19 protein-coding genes and 2 riboswitches (1 of these 21 cut by a window edge) are annotated in these 19,693 nt (G+C 41.5%); of the genes, 17 read left to right on the top strand and 2 right to left on the bottom strand.

Annotated features, from left to right (window positions below):
- The first annotated feature begins 55 nt into the window (after positions 1-55).
- From SporoP32a_RS06635 to SporoP32a_RS06625, 3 genes are all read left to right on the top strand, one after another.
- Positions 56-2,125 (top strand): flagellar assembly protein A, encoded by a 2,070-nt coding sequence (locus SporoP32a_RS06635; RefSeq protein WP_085427183.1) that lies wholly within the window; start codon positions 56-58, stop codon positions 2,123-2,125.
- A gap of 68 nt (positions 2,126-2,193) precedes the next feature.
- Entirely contained in the window at positions 2,194-2,709 is a 516-nt protein-coding gene (locus SporoP32a_RS06630) for a type 1 glutamine amidotransferase domain-containing protein (RefSeq protein ID WP_085427182.1), read from the top strand.
- A gap of 211 nt (positions 2,710-2,920) precedes the next feature.
- Entirely contained in the window at positions 2,921-3,103 is a 183-nt protein-coding gene (locus tag SporoP32a_RS06625) for a hypothetical protein (RefSeq protein WP_085427181.1), read from the top strand.
- A gap of 58 nt (positions 3,104-3,161) precedes the next feature.
- On the opposite strand, the gene SporoP32a_RS06620 is transcribed toward SporoP32a_RS06625, so the two are convergent.
- Positions 3,162-3,923, bottom strand: coding sequence for a glucose 1-dehydrogenase (locus tag SporoP32a_RS06620; protein WP_085427180.1), 762 nt, complete (start codon positions 3,921-3,923; stop codon positions 3,162-3,164).
- A 147-nt stretch (positions 3,924-4,070) separates the two neighbouring features.
- On the bottom strand, positions 4,071-5,201 hold the full coding sequence (locus tag SporoP32a_RS06615; protein WP_085427179.1) for a methionine biosynthesis PLP-dependent protein: 1,131 nt from the start codon (positions 5,199-5,201) through the stop codon (positions 4,071-4,073).
- A gap of 80 nt (positions 5,202-5,281) precedes the next feature.
- Positions 5,282-5,383, bottom strand: a riboswitch (SAM riboswitch).
- A gap of 157 nt (positions 5,384-5,540) precedes the next feature.
- On the opposite strand from SporoP32a_RS06615, the gene SporoP32a_RS06610 reads away from it, so the two are divergent.
- From SporoP32a_RS06610 to SporoP32a_RS06545, 14 genes are all read left to right on the top strand, one after another.
- Positions 5,541-5,879: a DMT family transporter gene (locus tag SporoP32a_RS06610; RefSeq protein ID WP_085427178.1), complete on the top strand. Its 339-nt coding sequence runs from the start codon at positions 5,541-5,543 to the stop codon at positions 5,877-5,879.
- 2 nt (positions 5,880-5,881) lie between these two features.
- Complete coding sequence (locus SporoP32a_RS06605) at positions 5,882-6,196, top strand: DMT family transporter (protein ID WP_085427177.1); 315 nt, start codon at positions 5,882-5,884, stop codon at positions 6,194-6,196.
- 6 nt (positions 6,197-6,202) lie between these two features.
- A complete protein-coding gene (locus SporoP32a_RS06600) occupies positions 6,203-6,730 on the top strand; it encodes a methylated-DNA--[protein]-cysteine S-methyltransferase (RefSeq protein WP_157129939.1) in 528 nt (175 codons plus the stop codon).
- Positions 6,731-6,735: 5 nt separating this feature from the next.
- Positions 6,736-7,458, top strand: coding sequence for a FadR/GntR family transcriptional regulator (locus SporoP32a_RS06595; protein WP_085427176.1), 723 nt, complete (start codon positions 6,736-6,738; stop codon positions 7,456-7,458).
- Between the two features lie 148 nt (positions 7,459-7,606).
- On the top strand, positions 7,607-8,326 hold the full coding sequence (locus tag SporoP32a_RS06590; protein WP_085427175.1) for a (Fe-S)-binding protein: 720 nt from the start codon (positions 7,607-7,609) through the stop codon (positions 8,324-8,326).
- 20 nt (positions 8,327-8,346) lie between these two features.
- On the top strand, positions 8,347-9,768 hold the full coding sequence (locus SporoP32a_RS06585) for a LutB/LldF family L-lactate oxidation iron-sulfur protein (RefSeq protein ID WP_085427174.1): 1,422 nt from the start codon (positions 8,347-8,349) through the stop codon (positions 9,766-9,768).
- Between the two features lie 2 nt (positions 9,769-9,770).
- Positions 9,771-10,487 (top strand): LutC/YkgG family protein, encoded by a 717-nt coding sequence (locus SporoP32a_RS06580; RefSeq protein ID WP_085427173.1) that lies wholly within the window; start codon positions 9,771-9,773, stop codon positions 10,485-10,487.
- Between the two features lie 285 nt (positions 10,488-10,772).
- On the top strand, positions 10,773-12,242 hold the full coding sequence (locus SporoP32a_RS06575) for a nicotinate phosphoribosyltransferase (RefSeq protein ID WP_085427172.1): 1,470 nt from the start codon (positions 10,773-10,775) through the stop codon (positions 12,240-12,242).
- A gap of 16 nt (positions 12,243-12,258) precedes the next feature.
- Positions 12,259-13,083 (top strand): ammonia-dependent NAD(+) synthetase, encoded by an 825-nt coding sequence (gene nadE / locus SporoP32a_RS06570; RefSeq protein ID WP_085429007.1) that lies wholly within the window; start codon positions 12,259-12,261, stop codon positions 13,081-13,083.
- Between the two features lie 121 nt (positions 13,084-13,204).
- The gene (locus tag SporoP32a_RS06565) at positions 13,205-14,155 is read left to right on the top strand and encodes an AAA family ATPase (protein WP_085427171.1); all 951 of its coding nucleotides are present in this window, start codon (positions 13,205-13,207) and stop codon (positions 14,153-14,155) included.
- Complete coding sequence (locus SporoP32a_RS06560; protein ID WP_085427170.1) at positions 14,152-15,330, top strand: DUF58 domain-containing protein; 1,179 nt, start codon at positions 14,152-14,154, stop codon at positions 15,328-15,330. Before SporoP32a_RS06565 ends, SporoP32a_RS06560 begins: the two co-directional genes overlap by 4 nt.
- On the top strand, positions 15,327-17,495 hold the full coding sequence (locus SporoP32a_RS06555; RefSeq protein ID WP_085427169.1) for a transglutaminase-like domain-containing protein: 2,169 nt from the start codon (positions 15,327-15,329) through the stop codon (positions 17,493-17,495). Before SporoP32a_RS06560 ends, SporoP32a_RS06555 begins: the two co-directional genes overlap by 4 nt.
- Before the next feature lie 204 nt (positions 17,496-17,699).
- Entirely contained in the window at positions 17,700-19,253 is a 1,554-nt protein-coding gene (guaA, locus tag SporoP32a_RS06550) for a glutamine-hydrolyzing GMP synthase (protein WP_085427168.1), read from the top strand.
- A riboswitch (purine riboswitch) is annotated at positions 19,253-19,354 on the top strand. (Overlaps the previous gene by 1 nt.)
- Before the next feature lie 83 nt (positions 19,355-19,437).
- Positions 19,438-19,693, top strand: partial view of an NCS2 family permease gene (locus SporoP32a_RS06545; RefSeq protein ID WP_085427167.1) — the 5' portion only. The gene runs 1,079 nt beyond the window's last position; the window shows 256 of its 1,335 coding nt (coding positions 1-256); its start codon is at positions 19,438-19,440; its stop codon lies off the right edge, out of view.

Genomic DNA, 19,693 nt, shown 5'->3' with positions numbered 1-19,693 from the left:
GAGGTCCCGGTGTGATACTATAAAAGTAGTAGTATTATAGGCGGGGGTGGGTGTGATGAGAAAAGTAGTAACAGTTCAGGCGAATACAGTCGAAGAAGCGGTACAACAAGCTCTTGATATTTTAGAGCTGACTCGTCAACAAGTGCATGTGGAGATTCTCACCAATCCAGGACGACGTTTAATGGGGTTGCGTAAAGTCATGGCAGAAGTAAAAGTTTCAGGTAAAGAAAGCATGGCAGAAAATAAGCCTATTAAACGTCATCTTTCTAAAGTAGAGGAACTTGCAGCATTATTAGATGGACTGGATATGGAGAAACTCACTCATTCAACACCAAAAATTGAACAATCGGCTGTGCAAGAAAAATCACCTGTAAAGTCCGAACAGAATATAAGCAGTGCTAGAATTCAAAACGGTGAAATTCAATTTCAATTCGGGGAAGATCGCTTGCCATCTGTTATACCAAATGACCAAGCAATCTTAACAATCAATGGTGAATTACGATTAGAACCAGTACTTATTCAGCCCGAAGATCAAGTGAATATAACCATTCAGGATGAAGTCGTCGCCCCGAAATTCACTATTCAATTGATGGAGAAGGACATGATTGCCTTACTTTCTTTCACGCCGGGCAAGCGAGTCAAGCGTTCTTTAGTCGATACGTCATGGTCATCAAGATTGGCAATTCGCGTAGACGAGACGATTGAGTATACCAATGATCTGAAACCACAAGCAATTGTTGATGAATTGAAAATGATGGGTGTTCAGCAGGGAATCCTATTCCCCGCAATCAAAAAAGTGACAGAAGTAGATAAGCCATACGAGTTGATTGTAGCAAAGGGAACACTACCCGTTGCAGGGACAGATGGGGATTTGGAAGTACATATTCGCTATGAAGAATTCGATCCGGACAGCGAAGAAAAAGTAGATTTTAGAGAAATGAATGCAATTACTAATGTGAAAGAAGGACAAGTAATTGCGACACATATTGCACCTGTTGCTGGTACGCCTGGTCAAAGCTTGCTTGGAAGGCCGATTCCTGTAAAGCCAGTCCGCGATATTGTGTTACGGACCGGAAAAAATGTGAAGCAAGTACAAGAAGATATTGTAACGTTAATTTCTGGAAAACCCGTGTTGGATTGGCGTGATCGATTGGTGAAAATCGATGTGAATAATGAGTTTAATCATCCGGGAGAAGTTAGTCTTGAAAGTGGAAATATACGTTTTGAAGGCGATGTTCGTATTGGGGGCAACGTCTTACCTTCCATGTTTGTTGGTGCAACAGGTAGTGTCTTTGTTGGCGGTTCAGTTACGAAGGCTGAAATACATGCTATGAAGACTACCGTGGTGAAAGGCAATGTGCTGTCTTCCACTATAAGTGTAGGTAAGCAGGAAGCAATTGTAAGTGAATTAGCTACTTTGATTAAAAATGTGACAGATATGCTTGTACAAATCAAAGAAGCAGTCAATCAGATTTTTATTATTCGTGGCCATGGAGAAGCAGAACTAAGCCCATCAGAACTCAAGCGTTTGATTTCTATATTGATGGAGAAACGATATGCCCAGTTTGAAGACGTGAATAAGAAGTTCATCCAGAGAGTTCGTGAACAAAAGGACAAAGTAGATGCAGAGTGGGTCCACGTTGCGGATCGTTTATACGATTTATTTATTAATCCGCTCAATGAGAATCTTCAAAACATGGGGGAGTTTGAACAATTGATTGAGGATGCGTATATTCTCATTCAGCTATATGATACAGAAAGCTCTCCGCATATTAAATTGATTGTTCCATATGCCATTAATAGCACTTTGTATAGTTGCGGACATATTGATGTAGTTTCCAAAGGTGTTTACCATAGTAATTTAACAGCGGATGAAACCATTAAGATAAAAGGCGTTTGCAGAGGTGGGGAAATTTATGCACGATTGGAAGTATCACTGCAAGAGGCAGGTTCTGAAAGTCCTGTCAAAACAGTGGTTCGTACTAGTGAAGACGGACGTATAAAAATAGGCACAGCGTATGCTGGGACAGAAATCTATGTCGGTATTCGTAAGTATGTTTTCTCCAAAGATGCAACGAATATTTCTGCTCATTTGGACGCTGAGGGAGAGCTAGATCTAGGGTAACGATGTTTAGACTCTTTATAGTGGTGGAATAGTATATGCAGAACATCACATAAGGAGTGTTAAGCATTATGGCTAAAATTGCAACAGTACTAGGAGATATGTTTGAAGACTCGGAATACATGAAACCGGCGAAAGCGTATAAGGAAGCTGGCCATGAAGTAGAAGTGATCGGTGCGGAAGCAGGATCAGAAGTCACCGGTATGAAGGAAAACACAAAAGTGAAAATCGATAAAGCGATTGATGATGCTAAATCATCGGATTATGATGCATTATTTATCCCTGGTGGGTTCTCACCGGATATTTTACGTGCAGATGATCGTTTCGTGAAGTTCGTTAAAGAATTCATGGATGCAGATAAACCGGTATTCGCAATCTGTCATGGACCGCAATTGCTTATTACGGCAAAAGCACTTGAAGGACGCGATGCAACAGGTTATACATCTATTCGCGTAGATATGGAATATGCGGGTGCAAAGTATGCTGACAAAGAAGTCGTCGTCTGCCAGAACCAACTCGTAACAAGCCGTACACCAGATGATATACCGGCATTTAATCGCGAGTCACTAAAAATACTAGAAAAATAAACACTAGTTCAACCGTCAGGGCGTAATGTGCCTTGACGGTTTTTTTGTACTTTAAATTACCGCACCAACATACACTAACAGTATAATTTATTATTAGTTGAAAAAGATTCTCAATTGTACTTGAAAAAGGTTCTCAATGAGAGTATGCTAAAAGCAACGAATGAATCAGAGAGACGATCGCGTCTTACAATTGAAAGGTCGGGGATCTACTATGTATAAGATTGTTGCGTCAGCGGTAATTGCAGGAATTATATTAGGTGCAGTAGCGGGATTTTCATTTGGCAGTAAAGAGTTCGCTGGGATGTTCGCGGGAATGGCCGCACTTGCGTTTATAGCAGCACCGGCAGCGGTCGTCTATTCAAGTGAAAAGAAAAAGTGGCAACAAGTTCATTAATAAAGAAAAAGCATCCAAACTTTGGATGCTTTTTTGCATGTAAGTAGATAATGATATTTTAATATGCAGACCAACCGTTGTCAGCTTCCATTACGACACCGTTGACATAAGAGGATTCATCTGAAGCTAGGAATAGCGCAATATTAGCGATTTCTTCCTTCGTTCCAGGACGACTCATCATATTTACACCTCTTAATGCTTGCTTCATACCGAATTCATCAGGTTGAACTAAACTGTTTGTAATGTTGGTCGGTATTTGTGCGGGAGCAATTGCATTACAGCGTATGTTTAATGGGCCAAATTGAGAGGCGACACTTTTTGTCATACCTGCAACTGCGTGTTTTGACGCCGTATATGCGAGACCGCCACGTCCGCCAGTGACCGCTGAAATAGATGCCATATTAACGATAACACCTGCTTTTTTCTCTTCGAATATAGCTAGTGCTTTACGAGTTGCCCGCATTACTCCTGTTGTGTTGATTGCCAAAACTTTGTCCCATACATCATCAGTTACTGTAGCAGCAGAGTACATATTGTCCATGATCCCCGCATTGTTTACTAGAATATCCAGTGTGCCGAATTGCTCAACAGCTGTATCAATCATGTTTTGTACATCTTCTTCAATGGTAACGTTTGTTTTAACCGCAAGAGCCTCACCGCCTGCACTTATGATAGTCTGGACAGTTTCTTCTGCACCTTCCATATTCATATCTGCAATGATCAGTTTTGCACCTTCACGGGCATATAGTTCAGCGATTTCTCGTCCAATACCAGATCCGGCACCTGTTACTACTGCTACTTTATTTTCTAATCGTTTCATTAAAGCCGCCTCCAATTGTATTCGTATTTCTCATTCTGTTATATACTTTAACGTCTAACTAATGAAGTTATTCGTTTTATTTCGATCAAATCAAAAACAGCTTGAACCGTCAAAATGAAATTGACTGTTTAAGCTGTTGGTCATACATTATTGTACTTTGACACCTTCTACTACCTCTTTTGCAGCGTAAAGTGCTTGTTTCACATCTGCAATTAAATCTTCCACGTCTTCCACGCCTACTGAGAAACGCAGCAGTCGGTCATCTACTCCGCGACGATTACGTTCTTCCAATGGAATATCCATATGCGTCTGCGTAGTTGGATACGTGATGAAGCTTTCGACTCCTCCTAAACTCTCCGCAAATGAAATTAGATTCATACTCTCTAGGAATGGTCCAACCCACTCACTGTTCTGCACTCGGAATGACAACATACCACCGATTCCTGCGTAGAGCACATCTACAATAAGAGGTTCTTGTTCTAAATATGATACCATCGCCTTTGCATTTGCGTCATGTTGTTTCATGCGTAAGTGCAGTGTCTTTAAACCGCGTACAACAAGCCATGAATCAAGAGGGGACAATGTAGCACCGATTGCATTGTGGTTTGTAAATAACCGTTCACATAACTCTTCACCCTTAGCGACGACAAGACCTGCTAGCACATCATTATGTCCACCGATATATTTTGTTGCACTATGGATGACAATATCTGCGCCTTCTTCGATTGGGCGCTGGAAATAAGGTGTCAAGAATGTGTTGTCGACGATCAACAATACATTATGCTTTTGAGCCAATTCCGCATACGTACGGATTGTTATATTTTGCATTAGCGGGTTCGTAGGTGTTTCTAGGAAAATCGCTTTTGTTTGATCCGTAATCGCTTGCTCGACTTCTGCTACATCATTGAACGAAAGGTAACGAGTCTTCACATTATACATTTCTTCATATTGATTAAATAAGCGATACGTGCCGCCGTATAAGTCTTCAGGCGCCAATAATTCTGAACCAGCCTTAAATAAAGATAATATTAGTTGAATGGCAGCCATCCCAGAGCTACATGCGAATCCTTGATCTCCTGATTCCAAGTTTGCAATTCCTTCTTCTAAAACAGAACGTGTTGGATTTTTTGTGCGTGTGTAATCATACCCTGTTGACTTGCCTAGTCCTTGATGATGATAAGCTGTTGACAAGTAAATTGGTGTGTTGACTGCGCCGGTTTTCTCATCGCTATGGTTGCCAAGTTGTACTAGTCTTGTTTCTAATCCGTTGTTTGTCATGAATATCCATCCCCCTAGAAAAAATAAAAAAGAACCTCTTCTTTTCGAATAGGCCCTCGAACATACAAGTGTATACAATATTCTCATCTTCAAGGTGATTGTCACCCTTGGATTTAGCACCGTGCCTGTGGCTGGTTGCTGAGACATCTCTGGGCCTATCCCTCCGTCTCTCTCGATAAGAATATTCGCAATATAGGCAAAACTGTTGACGAATTTATTCTATCATGCAGATATACTAGATGCAAGCTTCCTTTAAAGTGCGATCAGATGATTTTTTTGTTTCAGTAAAATATTTGCTATACTTACTAGATACGCATCACGATGGGGGGAGTCTTCCTTATGGCTTGGAGTTACGTCGCATTGGCGGCAGTTATAGAAATCCTCTGGGTAGTCGGTCTTCGGTACTCTGACACAGTACTCCAATGGACTGGAACCGGTGTGGCCATTATCTTTAGTTTTTATTTCATTATTAAGGCTTGTGAAAAATTGCCTTCGGGTACGGTGTATGCAGTCTTTACAGGATCCGGCGCCGCCGCTATCCTATTAGTGGATATATTCGTCTTTCATGCAGCGTTCACATGGGTTACGCTATCGTTCATCGGTTTGATTGTCATTGGCGTAGTTGGCATTAAGCTTACAACGGACGATGATCAGGTGGATGCAGAAGGAGGTGGCTGATAATGGCATGGGTGTATTTAGCTATTGCCAGTCTCGGTGAAATTTTCGGTGTAATGAGTATCAATTATTACTTGCAAAAGCGTTCCATTAAACGATTATTTCTCATTGTAGGGGTATTTGGCTTCGGCTTTATTTTCTTGTCACTTGCGATGAGAGAAATTCAGATGAGTACAGCTTATGCGGTTTGGACAGGATTTGGAGCAGCTGGAGCCGTGTTGATGGGAATATTGATTTTCAAAGAATCCGCCAGCCTCAAACGTCTTTTCTTTCTTTCGCTCATTATTCTAGGGGCTGTGGGCTTAAAACTATTCGGATGAAGGAGAGTGAACATTTTGGTATATTGGACACAATTTGAATTTAATGAATGGCTAGTGACACTGGCAGCTACGGAAAAGGGACTGTGCTATGTCGGAATGGCTGACGATAGTGTAGAGCGATTAAAGGAATGGTTGAAACGCTCTGATACGGAAGGATTAATAGAAGACAAAACGAAGTTAACAGTCTATATAAGTGAGTTGAAAAAGTACTTATCAGGTACAATAACGAACTTCCCAACGGTTTCCCTCGATTTAAAAGGGACACTATTTCAGCAACAAGTATGGCAAGCCCTTCAACAAATACCGTATGGGGAAACTCGCACATATTCAAATATAGCAGAACGTATAGGAAATGTATCTTCTGTTCGTGCGGTGGCATCTGCAATAGGTAAAAACCCCGTGTTGATTGTAGTACCCTGTCACCGTGTTATTGCAAAAGACGGAAGTTTATCAGGCTACCGCGATGGCAAGGATTGTAAGCAAAGTTTATTACAATTAGAGAAGACAAGCTGGGTTAGTGATAGGACGGAGTGAGCAAGATGAAATATAAGCAAATTAAACCAAAGAAAATATATGAAGAAGTAGCAGATAGTTTATTGAACTCTATACAGTCGGGAGAGTTAAAACCGGGTGACAAATTGGACTCTGTACAGCAACTGGCTGAAAACTTTACCGTTGGCAGATCTACAATCCGTGAAGCCTTATCTACATTACGTGCTAGAGGACTGATTGAAATGCGTCAGGGAGAGGGTACATACGTCAAGGAGTTCTCTTCTGTCGATCTAATCTTTCCTCTGCAAAGTGCCATGCTTATGAATCAACAGGATATTCAACACTTATTGGCTGTAAGAAAAATAGTGGAGACCGGAGCGGCGGCGAATGCAGCGGAATCACGTACAGCAGATGATTTGGAGAAAATGGAAACGGCGCTTCATGAAATGAAGGAGCATGCCGGAGATATTCTACTGGGAGAAAAAGCGGATCTGGACTTTCATTTTGCCATCGCAGGAGCAACAAAAAATCCGTTATTGCTAAACTTATTAAGTCAAGTAGCCGAGTTGATGAGTGAATCGATGAGAGAGACGCGTCGCATTTGTCTCTACACAGAAACAGCAACAGTAGAGCGTTTACACGATGAACATGAGGCGATCTTTTTAGCTATTCAATCACAGCAACCAGAAAAAGCGGCTAGTACCATGCAAGCCCACTTGTTGAATGTAGAGTCTGTGTTAACGACATATTGGCAGTCGGTACATGAATAACACTGTTCACTCACTATACGTTGAGTGAATTTTTTAATAATAATGAATGAATGCTCTGTTAATGGAAGGATAAGTATAGTATGCTATGTAAAAAGTTAGTCATCTGATGACCTGTTGACTATAAAGATATTGCGAAGAGGTGAAAGGGATGAAGGTTAGCTTATTTATAACATGTTTGGTTGATATGTTTTATGCAGACGCAGGCAAAGACATGGTGGAAGTATTGGAGAGACAAGGCTGTGAGTTGTCATTTCCCAAAGGACAGGTATGTTGCGGACAACCTGCCTATAACAGTGGATATGTTGAAAGTTCAAAGTCAGCTATGAAGAATATGATTAAGACGTTTGAGGACGCTGAATACGTAGTTACACCTTCTGGATCATGTGCGACAATGTTTAAATTGTACCCGGACGTATTTAAAGACGATCCGAATTGGTTACCACGAGCACAGAAGCTAGCGGATAAAACGTATGAATTCACACAGTTTCTTGTGAATGTTTTGCAAGTCGAAAATGTAGGAGCAAAATTGACAGGAAAAGCGACTTATCATCCCTCTTGCCATATGACGAGATTACTAGGTGCCAGTGAAGAACCTAGAAAACTATTGGATCAGGTGGAAGGTCTCGAAATGATCCCGCTACCAAACGCGCATAATTGCTGTGGTTTCGGTGGGACGTTCTCCGTCAAGATGGGAGATATTTCGGAACAAATGGTAGATGAGAAAGTCAATAGTGCCATGGCGACAGAAGCAGATTATTTAATTGGAGCGGACTGTGGTTGCCTGATGAATATTGGAGGGCGTGCAGAACGGGTCGGTAAGCCGATCCGTGTAATGCACATCGCACAAGTATTAAATAGCCACGAGTAAATAAAAGTGAGGTGATAAGTATGTCGATGAAATTCAGCAAGAAAAATTTTACGGATCGAACAAAAGACAATATAGCAGACGATTTTATGAGACAAGCAGTGGCAAGTGCTCAGGAGCGTTTGCATGGTAGACGATTGGATGCCGCTGAAGAATTGGGCAGTTGGGAAGAATGGCGTTCGCATGGAGAAGAAATTCGTCAGCATGTTCTAGAAAATCTAGACTTTTATTTATACCAGCTAAGTGAAAATGTAGCAGAGCGTGGCGGCCATGTCTTCTTTGCCAAAACCGCTGAAGAAGCGAGTAACTATGTTCGTAATGTTATCAAAGAAAAAGATGGCAAAAAAGTTGTGAAGTCAAAATCTATGGTAACGGAAGAGATTAATTTGAATGCTGTTTTAGAAGAAGCTGGATGTGAAGTAATCGAGACGGATTTAGGCGAGTATATTCTACAAGTAGACGACCATGACCCACCGTCCCACATCGTAGCACCAGCTCTTCATAAAAACAGAGAACAAATCCGCGAAGTGTTCGCGGAGAAATTAGATTATCATAATACATCCAAACCCGAAGAATTAGCTTTGCATGCACGGGAAAAACTGCGTCAGGAATTTCTAGATGCGGATATCGGTATTACAGGATGCAACTTTGCTATAGCTGAAACTGGCTCTATTAGTCTTGTAACCAATGAAGGCAATGCGCGACTTGTATCCGCGTTGCCAAAAACCCAAATTACCGTCATGGGGATGGAACGGGTAGTACCTTCCTTTGAAGAATTCGAAGTGCTAGTTAGTTTATTGACACGAAGTGCAGTAGGACAAAAATTAACAAGTTATGTAACGGCATTAACAGGTCCTCGCGATGAAGGAGATATAGATGGACCTGAAGAGTTTCACTTAGTGATAGTCGATAACGGACGTTCTGAAATATTAGGAACGGAATTCCAGTCCGTACTGCAATGTATCCGTTGTGCTGCATGTGTTAACGTATGCCCTGTCTACCGGCATATTGGCGGACACTCTTACGGCTCCATCTATTCTGGTCCGATCGGTGCGGTACTATCTCCATTGCTTGGAGGATACGATGACTTCAAGGAGTTGCCGTTCGCTTCTACATTATGTGGAGCGTGCACAGATGCTTGTCCAGTGAAAATCCCTCTTCACGAACTACTTCATACTCATCGCCGTATCATTGTAGAAGAAGAAGGTCGCTCCCCAATATCGGAAAGACTTGCGATGAAAGCGTTTGGAATAGGTGCTTCTTCAAACCCGTTGTACTCGATGGGTGCGAAAGTTGCATCCACTGCAATGAAGCCATTGACTAAAAATGATCGCATCTCAAAAGGGCCCGGTCCGTTAAAGGAATGGACGGATCTACGGGAGTTCCCGGCTGTTGGAAATACACGTTTCCGAGACTGGTTTTATGATCAGAAAGGGGGCAAATAAGTATGACAGGAACAATTCAAAATCGTGATGCTTTTCTTGGAAATATTGCGACACAATTAGGTCGTGAGCAGAAGGCACAAGTAGAAAAGCCCGAATGGAAACATCAGCCTCAACGCACAGTGCTTGCAAACGCTTCAATTGATGAGTTACTAGAAGTATTACGTGTTCAATGTGAGCAGATCCATACAGACATCGTTGAAACAACAAAAGAGGCGCTCCCAGCTGCGCTTGATGAAGTAGTAAAAGCCTACGGTGGCGGACCGTTATCCTTATGGAAAGACGAACGTTTTGCGGAATACGGATTATCTAAGCTGCTAGAAACTGATTGGCCTTCACAACAAATTGAAGTCAATAGTTGGGACACTTCACTTGGGGAGAAGAATATTGAATTGGCCGAGCAAGCAAATATCGGCATCACCTTCAGCGACATGACACTAGCCGAGTCAGGCACCGTCGTACTATTCAGTAGCCCAGACAAAGGACGTTCCGTCAGCCTACTCCCAACACACTATATTGCCCTAATACCAAAAAGTACACTAGTCCCAAGAATCACCCAAGCATCAGACATGATTCGGGAAAAACTCAACAACGGCGAGAAAGTTCCGTCCTGCATCAACTTCATCACAGGCCCAAGCAACTCCGCCGATATTGAAATGAACTTAGTCATTGGCGTACACGGACCGGTCAAAGCGACGTATATTGTTATAGAAGATTGCTAACGCAAGAAACTCTTCCTATGCTATTGAGTGGTTTTGAAAATCAGAACCTTTACAAGAAACGGATGTAAAATAATTACGTGAGAAAGAAGCTGATTTCCGACAACTATCGGAAATTAGCTTTTTTCTAATGCATTAACATTCAGTATTGGAAAACAACAGTGCCAACACACTTATACTTAAAATCCAATTTCTCAAGACAATTCACCACTCGATGATTACTTTACTGAGAAATAGGGAAAATAGTGTATAATGACAGTATTATTGCAGCGGAAGAAGGAGACGACTATGACTTCATCATACAAAGACGACAGCTTAGCGTTACACACAGACCTGTACCAGATCAATATGGCAGAATCATACTGGGCAGATGGTATCCACGAACGGAAAGCAGTATTCGAAGTATATTTCAGAAAAATTCCATTCGGCAACGGCTATGCAGTATTTTCTGGCCTTGAACATATCTTGACATATCTTGAGAATTTCTCATTCACTGAAAGCGACCTAGCCTATTTACATGAAGAACTAGGATTCGCAGATGATTTCCTAGACTATTTGAAAGACATCCGTTTCACCGGAGACGTTTACTCCATGAAAGAGGGAGAACTCGTTTTTGCGAATGAACCAATTATTCGGATTGAAGCAAATCTTATAGAAGCACAATTAATCGAGACAGCATTATTGAATATCGTGAACTATCAAACGTTGATCAGCACTAAAGCGAGCCGTATCAAGCAAGTAGTGAAAGATGATATCGTGATGGAGTTCGGTAGCCGACGTGCACATGAAATGGATGCCGCAGTTTGGGGCGCCCGGGCAGCTGTTATTGGCGGTGTAGAATCTACGAGTAACGTCCGTGCAGGAAAGTTATTTGGATTGGATGTTTCAGGTACACATGCGCATTCGTTTGTCCAAGCTTATAAAGATGAGTACACGGCATTTAAAGTCTATGCAGAGCGTCATAAAGACTGCGTATTCTTGGTGGATACGTACAATACATTAAAAATTGGTGTTCCGACAGCTATTAAAGTAGCAAAAGAGCTTGGTGACAGCATTAACTTCATCGGAGTGCGACTAGACAGCGGTGATATTGCATTCTTGTCAAAAGAAACTCGCCGTATGTTGGATGAAGCAGGTTTCCCGGACGCGAAAATTGTTGTATCCAATGATTTGGACGAGTACACAATTTTGAACTTGAAAGCACAAGGAGCACAAGTAGACATTTGGGGTATCGGTACGAAGTTAATTACGGCATACGATCAGCCGGCACTCGGAGCAGTCTATAAAATTGTTTCTATTGAAACGAGCGATGGCGAGATGGAGGATACGATTAAAATCTCAGCAAACGTAGAAAAAGTAACAACACCTGGACGTAAAAAACTGTACCGAATCATTGATCTTGAAAATGGTAAAGCGGAAGGCGACTATATTACGATGCACGACGAGGATCCCACAAAGGAAGGACGTATCAAAATGTTCCATCCTGTTCATACGTTCATCTCGAAGTTTGTAACGAATTTTGAAGCCGTAAACTTACATGAGAAAGTTATTCAGGATGGAGAAGTTATTTATAAAAACCCTTCTGTCTATGAAATTCGAGAATATGCACAACAAAACCTTTCTCTACTTTGGGAAGAATATAAACGATCATTAAATCCTGAAGAGTATCCTGTTGATCTTAGTCAAAAGTGTTGGGACAATAAAAGACGGAATATTGAAGAAGTGCATGAAATGGTCGAAAATTATACAAAACAATAAAAAGGAAGTGGAAGCGTTGACATTGCAGCAAGAAATTATCCAGACATTACGTGTGAAGCCGGAAATCGACCCGCAGCAAGAGATCCGGACTTCCATTGATTTCATGAAGGCGTATTTGAAAAAGAATACATTTCTACTGGGATTCACCCTCGGTATTTCCGGTGGCCAAGACTCCACATTAGTTGGAAAGCTGGCGCAAATGGCGATTGATGAGTTGAATGAAGAAGCGGGAGAAGAAAAGTACCGCTTTTATGCGATCCGTTTACCGTACGGTGTGCAATTTGACGAAGACGACTGTCAAGATGCATTGCGTTTCATCAGACCGTCTGTTGTCTATTCAGTCGATATTAAAGATGCTGTAGATGCCAGTGAACGAACTATGATTAATGCTGGTATTCATATTACGGATTTTGATAAAGGAAATGAAAAAGCGCGTGAACGTATGAAGGTACAATATTCCGTAGCTGCTGTTCATCACGCCGTCGTTCTTGGTTCGGATCACGCTGCAGAAGCTATTACTGGTTTCTACACGAAATTTGGTGACGGGGCAGCTGATCTTATGCCGATCTACCGTTTGAATAAGCGCCAAGGGAAACAATTATTGGAGGCGCTAGAATGTCCTCCGCATTTATACAATAAAATCCCTACAGCCGATCTAGAAGGTAATAAACCTGCGATTCCGGACGAAGTGGCATTAGGTGTATCATACGATGAAATTGATGATTACCTCGAAGGCAAAGAAGTGTCAGATGAAGCGCGCAAGCAAATAGAAGGACATTATTTGAAATCAGCCCATAAACGACACTTGCCGATTACAATATTTGATGAATTTTGGAAATGAAAACTGCCGACCTTTTTAAAGACAAAGGGTCGGCAGTTTTTCTGTTTGTCGGAGTTATGTGTTTCAGGTATGATAGTCACATATAAAAGGCGGATTCAGTTCGTGACGGGGGAGAACAACTATGCATGCACAATGGATCGAACGGGTATTGAACAACGTAGAAAAAGTTATTGTGGGAAAAAGGGATATAGCAGAATTAAGTTTGACCGCCTTACTCGCAGGGGGGCATGTGTTATTGGAAGATGTGCCGGGTGTCGGTAAGACGATGCTAGTAAGAGCGCTGGCTACCTCAATTGGCGCACAGTTTAAGCGGATTCAATTCACACCGGATTTATTGCCGTCGGATGTTTCGGGCGTATCTATTTACAATCCTCAGACAATGCAATTCGAATTTCGTCCAGGACCTTTAATAGGAAACATTATATTGGCGGATGAAATTAATCGGACATCACCGAAAACACAAGCTGCGTTGTTAGAAGGAATGGAAGAAGCTTCGATTACAGTAGATGGAACGACTATTCAATTACCGAAACCATTTTTCGTTATGGCGACACAAAATCCTATTGAATATGAGGGAACATACCCTCTGCCAGAAGCTCAGTTAGATCGCTTTATTTTCAAATTAAAGATGGGTTATCCGACGAAGCAACAAGAGATAGAATTATTAAAAAGAGCAGAAAGGCAAACGCCAATCGACGAGATCGAGGCTATTCTAACAGTGGATGAATTACTTGAATTACAACATCATGTGCGAGAAGTTGCGGTAGACGATACGATTGTTTCTTATATTGTGGATTGTGCAGATGCCACTCGTCAGCATGAATCAGTTTCATTAGGCGTGAGTCCACGTGGCTCGATGGCACTAATGAAAGCATGTCAGGCCTATGCATTCATAAAAGGACGGACGTTCGTGTTGCCGGACGATGTGCAATATTTAGTGACGTACGCATTTACCCATCGAATGATACTTCGCCCTGAAGCAAAATACGAAGGAATTGATGCAGAGGCAATCATTAGCCGTATTCTTGATCGTCTAGAAGTTCCGGTCATGCGCAGGTCGGCTTCTTTATGAAGCAGTTGCAATCATTCGGACGCTTCGCAGGTGTTATTGTCATTGGTGCGGCTGCGTATGCCTTTGCGAAATTTCAAGGGAGTTTCGTTAGCTGGTTTGTTTTCTACACGCTAATACCTTTCGTAACGTACTCCGTGCTTCTCTTCTTCTATCCGTTACGTGATATAACTATTGCACGACATATCGATCAACACCATGTTACGAGAAATGGACAAGTATCCATTCGGGTAGTTCTAAAAAGGAAACTACCCTTCCCTTTACTTTATGTTGTTCTTATGGATAAACGAGTGCACGCTAAACGCGAAAAAGTCGAACGGAACATCACGCTTCTAGGATTTCGAAAGACGTATGAGTACACCTATTTGCTTAAGAATGTTCAACGTGGAGAATATACTTTGCCGGAAGTGACAATAGAAGTAGTGGATTTTTTTAATTGGATTCAAAAAAGAAAAGTGTTTACCGTTCGAGATAATTTTTTGGTCTATCCAAGTATAACAACGATCGTCTATGAATCAGGATCGAATGGGACGAGTGGTGGTCAGCAACTTTCCGCGTATATGCTGGCAAAGGAGGCCACTACATCATCGAGCGTCAGGGAATATGCGCCAGGTGATCGAATGTCTTGGATTCATTGGAAGTCGTTTGCACGTACTTCGAAATTAATGACGAAGGAATTTGACGAACAGCGATCCGAACAATATACATTGGTACTGGATTGTGGAACATCCGAAACATTTGAAGATGCGGTGGAGTTTGCTGCATCAATTGTTGCATCCGCCAGACAGAATCAATCCAAGCTGACCATGATGACAGCTAGTGATCATCCGAAAGTTTTTCCGTTAATACAATCCGCTGATCAGACACGGCAAGCTTTAGTGCACCTCGCCAAAATTCAATCTGAAGACATACAAAAGATTAAGTTACCGGTAGAGAAAACCATATCTGAAGGTGCCTTGTTGCTTATTACAGGTAATCTTCGCATGGAGTTCATTCGTAATCTGTTGACGCATACGCGTAAGGCTTCCACAATAACTTGCTTTGTCATGATGGCAGATGAAAAGGCTGCGAAAACACTAGAACCTATTGTTAAGCAAGTGAAAACGCTTGGTATTACTGTGAAATTAATCTATCCGTCAAATCGTTCGTCGGCTTTAAATAAGGCGGTGACTCTATGAAGAAACAAACATTGGATTGGAAAGTGCTTATTTTTTTGTACGCACTCAGCACCGTATTGCTATGGGAATGGTTTATCCCCATTATGGATTTAACTGATTTTGGACATCCTTCTTTATTCATTATCTATTTGGTGCTTTTTTTCACATTGGCATTACTTCGACTGCCATGGTGGATCAGTGGCGCGGTTCAGATCTTTTATGTGTTATGGGCTATACATTATATGTATCTTGATCGATTATGGATATCTATACAGACGACAGGCGAAATAGTAGCAGACGTACAGCGGAACATCCTATTTCTGATCCAAGGAGATCTTGGTGAATTATCGAATTTATTCCGTACGTTATTATTGTTTACGCTAGTTTGGATGATAGCTTATTTACTTCGTCACTGGATTGAAGTTCGACGTAGTATGATGATGTTTTTCGGTTTTACGGTAGTTTTTGTCTCCATCTTGGATACGTTCACTCCATATGATGCAACTTCCTCGATTGTCAGAATTATGATTGTGGGCTTATTAATCATAGGGTACCTAACATTGATTAAATTGTCGGATGATGGAGCGTTGTCACTTCGTCCGAAACGACTACTTCTCCTTTCATTGCCGGTATTACTGATTGTTGTGTCTGTTGGGTTGCTTTCAAAAAATGCACCAGTACATCCTCCTGCTTGGCCTGATCCTGTACCGTACTTATTATCGTTAAGTGGAGTAGAAGATAATGATTCCGACAAAGGGCTAGCAAGCGCAGGGTATGACCCTGACGATTCGCAGCTAGGTGGCGCGTTCGTTCAAGATCATCAATTAGTGTTTGAAGCAACCGTAGATGAACGACAGTATTGGCGTATCGAAACGAAAGATACATATACGTCAAAGGGTTGGGAGCAAGTCCAAGAAAACAATAAAGAACTATTATTTACAGGTGAAGATCTGGTTGATCTCCCGGAGAAAAGTGAAATGTCAAAAGCCATGTTGTTATTTGCGGAACCACTCCCGTTTTTGGCTACCCCGTATGGAACCAACAAGGTTTCTTCACCAGAAGGGTTACATCTAATGCATGAAGTTGCTGCAAACCGATTGTATCTACTGATGGGACTTCAAGAGAAAGTAAATCAGTATGAATTGGAGTTTACACAACCGGAATATGTCATGTCTGAATTACAAGAACCCGAAATGGTGAACTATGAGACGGTAGCGGAAGACATGAGTCATTTCGTCCAACTTCCAGAGAGTTTCCCTGATCGAGTCAAAGAACTTGCGTTATCAATCACGAAAAACGAAACTGCTGTCTACGACAAAGTGAAGGCTGTTGAGCAGTATTTTAAAAAGAATGGTTTTGTTTATGATACGCAAAATGTTCCTGTGCCAGATGATGACCAAGATTATGTGGATCAATTTTTATTTGATACAAAAAAAGGTTATTGTGATAATTTTTCAACGTCTATGGCAGTCATGCTTCGGTCGGCAGGCATACCAACACGCTGGGTAAAAGGGTTTGCACCTGGTAAGGTGGCGATTGAAGCATCAGGGGAAAATGTCTATCGCGTAACAAATGATGAGGCGCATTCCTGGGTGGAAGCCTATATTCCTGAAATCGGCTGGATGCCATTTGAGCCGACATTAGGGTTTACACATCCGACAGATATTGAATTTGATATTCCAAGTGTTGATCCGGAAGAAGAGGAGATCAAACAGCCTATAAAACCAGAAGTGGAAAAAGAGAAAGTTGCTCCAAAGAAGATTAATAAATCCCCGTTATTTGATGCGTTTAAACAGAAGCTTACGTGGTGGTTCTCTCAGTGGTGGCTTTATGCACTGCTACTTGCGTTAATTATTATTGCAAGTATCGTACTGTATAGCCGAAGAAGCAATTGGTTACCGAAATGGCGTGTACAACAGCTTAGAAAGCAGCCAAACGGTCGCGAGAAGTTTGAACAGCAATATACACAGTTGTTACAACAATTAGCTCGTATCGGCGCACCAAAAGATACCGCAATGACACTCTCAAATTATGCCGTACTTATAGATGAACGATTTGTTGGAAATCGAATGAAAGTCTTAACTAATGCATATGAAAGAGGAATTTACGGGAATGATTGGCAGTCACAAGAGTGGGATAAGTTAAATGAAGTGTGGGAAGATTTAATTATTAGCACTACATATTGATTTTTCAACAAAATATGCGTAAAATATGTAGCGGATGATGCAAGAAATGCTCTCGACATATCTTGCACTAACGAACGTCAGCTATCATCGAATAGTAGTACCTGTATTCTTTGATAGAAGAGACGCGTGGAAAGTTGACTTTCTCACGCGTCTTTTGTAGTTGAGTCATGAAATGGTACTAAAAAATTGGAAGAGGTGGATCAGTTGTCAAACGCTCCTGTATTAGCTGGACAAGAAAAAATTGTAGTTCTCGATTACGGCAGTAAATATAATCAGCTCTTCACGCGTACAATTCGTGAATTTGGTGTGTATAGTGAGTTGCACGCACATACAACAACTATTGAAGAAATCAAAGAAATGAATCCAGTCGGTATCGTGCTTTCAGGCGGTGCAGCATCTGTTGGAGACGAGCAAGCGTATGATATCGATCCGGCAATATTCACATTGGGCATTCCTGTGCTGGGTATCAGCTACGGAACACAGTTAATTGTCAATCATTTTGGCGGTACTGTAGAAAAGAGTACAAATAGCGAAAATAAAGAAGAGACGTTAACAGTGGAAACTGCATCTGCATTGTTTGCTGGTTTAACAGAGCAACAAAATGTTTGGGTAAGTCACAGCTCTAACGTTGTGGAATTGCCTGAAGGCTTCATTGCATCTGCAAAAGACTCTGCTGGTAATATTGCAGCAATTTCAAATGATGATCAGCAAGTTTATGCGATTCAATTCCATCCAGAAGATCACCGTTCAGAGAACGGCAAAGATTTCCTACGTAATTTTGTTTTTGAAATTTGTAAAGCATCGGGCGATTGGACGATGGATCGTTTCATTGAAATTGAAATAGAAAAAATCCGTTCAACGGTTGGCGATCGTAAAGTACTTTGTGCGCTAAGTGGCGGCGTAGATTCTTCAGTAGTAGCTGCTCTGATCGACCGTGCAATCGGTGATCAATTGACATGTATTTTTGTTGATCATGGTTTGCTTCGTAAAGGCGAAGTTGAAAGTGTCGTTAAGACCTTCAGTGAACAGTTCAGCATGAACTTTATTAAAGTGGATGCGCGTGAACGTTTCTTGAAGAAGCTTGAAGGTATTACAGAGCCTGAACAAAAACGTAAAATTATCGGCAATGAATTCATTTACGTATTCGACGAAGAATCCGCTAAATTGGATGGCATCAAGTATTTAGCACAAGGTACGATCTATGCAGATATTATCGAAAGTGGTACTGCAACTTCAGCAACTATTAAATCTCACCATAATGTGGGCGGTTTGCCTGAAGATATGGACTTCGAGTTAATCGAACCATTACGTGCATTATTTAAAGATGAAGTACGTGCAGTTGGAGCAGAGCTTGGTTTGCCTGAAGAAATCGTTAATCGTCAACCTTTCCCTGGTCCAGGACTTGGAGTTCGTGTACTTGGTGAGATTACAGAAGATAAGCTCAATATTGTTCGCGATGCAGACTATATTTTGCGTGAAGAAATTGCAATAGCTGGCCTAGATCGTTCAATCTGGCAGTACTTCGCGGTATTACCGAATATCCGTAGTGTGGGTGTTCGCAATGAACAGCGTTCGTACGACTATGCAATCGGAATCAGAGCAGTTCATTCTGTAGACGGTATGACAGCTGACTGGGCTCGTATCCCATTTGATGTGCTGGCTAAAATCAGTACACGAATTACAGCAGAAGTTGACCAAGTCAATCGCGTAGTTTATGACATTACAGCAAAACCACCGGGCACTATTGAGTGGGAATAAGATAAACAACAGAATATGATCGTATAACGCTGGGAATATGGCCTAGAAGTCTCTACCGAAACACCGTAAATGTTTCGACTACGATTCAATATATAGAAGAGTTCTTTCTATTTGAATTAATAAAGAGGCATGCGAATCCATTTCGCATGCCTCTTTTTACACAATAAGAGTAAGGAAGGTCACCATGAAAAAATATTTTGAGTTTGAGAAACTAGGCACTAACTATCGTCGTGAAATCATCGGTGGAATTACTACATTTTTAGCCATGGCATATATTTTAGCGGTTAATCCGATCATGTTATCTTTAGACGTTGTACCCGACCTACCTGATTCCATGCGAATGGATAAAGGCGCCGTGTTCGTTGCAACGGCACTTGCGGCTGCTGTCGGAACTTTATTTATGGGCTTAATTGCCAGGTATCCGATTGGGTTGGCGCCGG

Source organism: Sporosarcina ureae (assembly GCF_002109325.1).
GTDB lineage: Bacteria > Bacillota > Bacilli > Bacillales_A > Planococcaceae > Sporosarcina > Sporosarcina ureae_C.
This window is presented reverse-complemented; position numbering and strand designations above follow the sequence as displayed.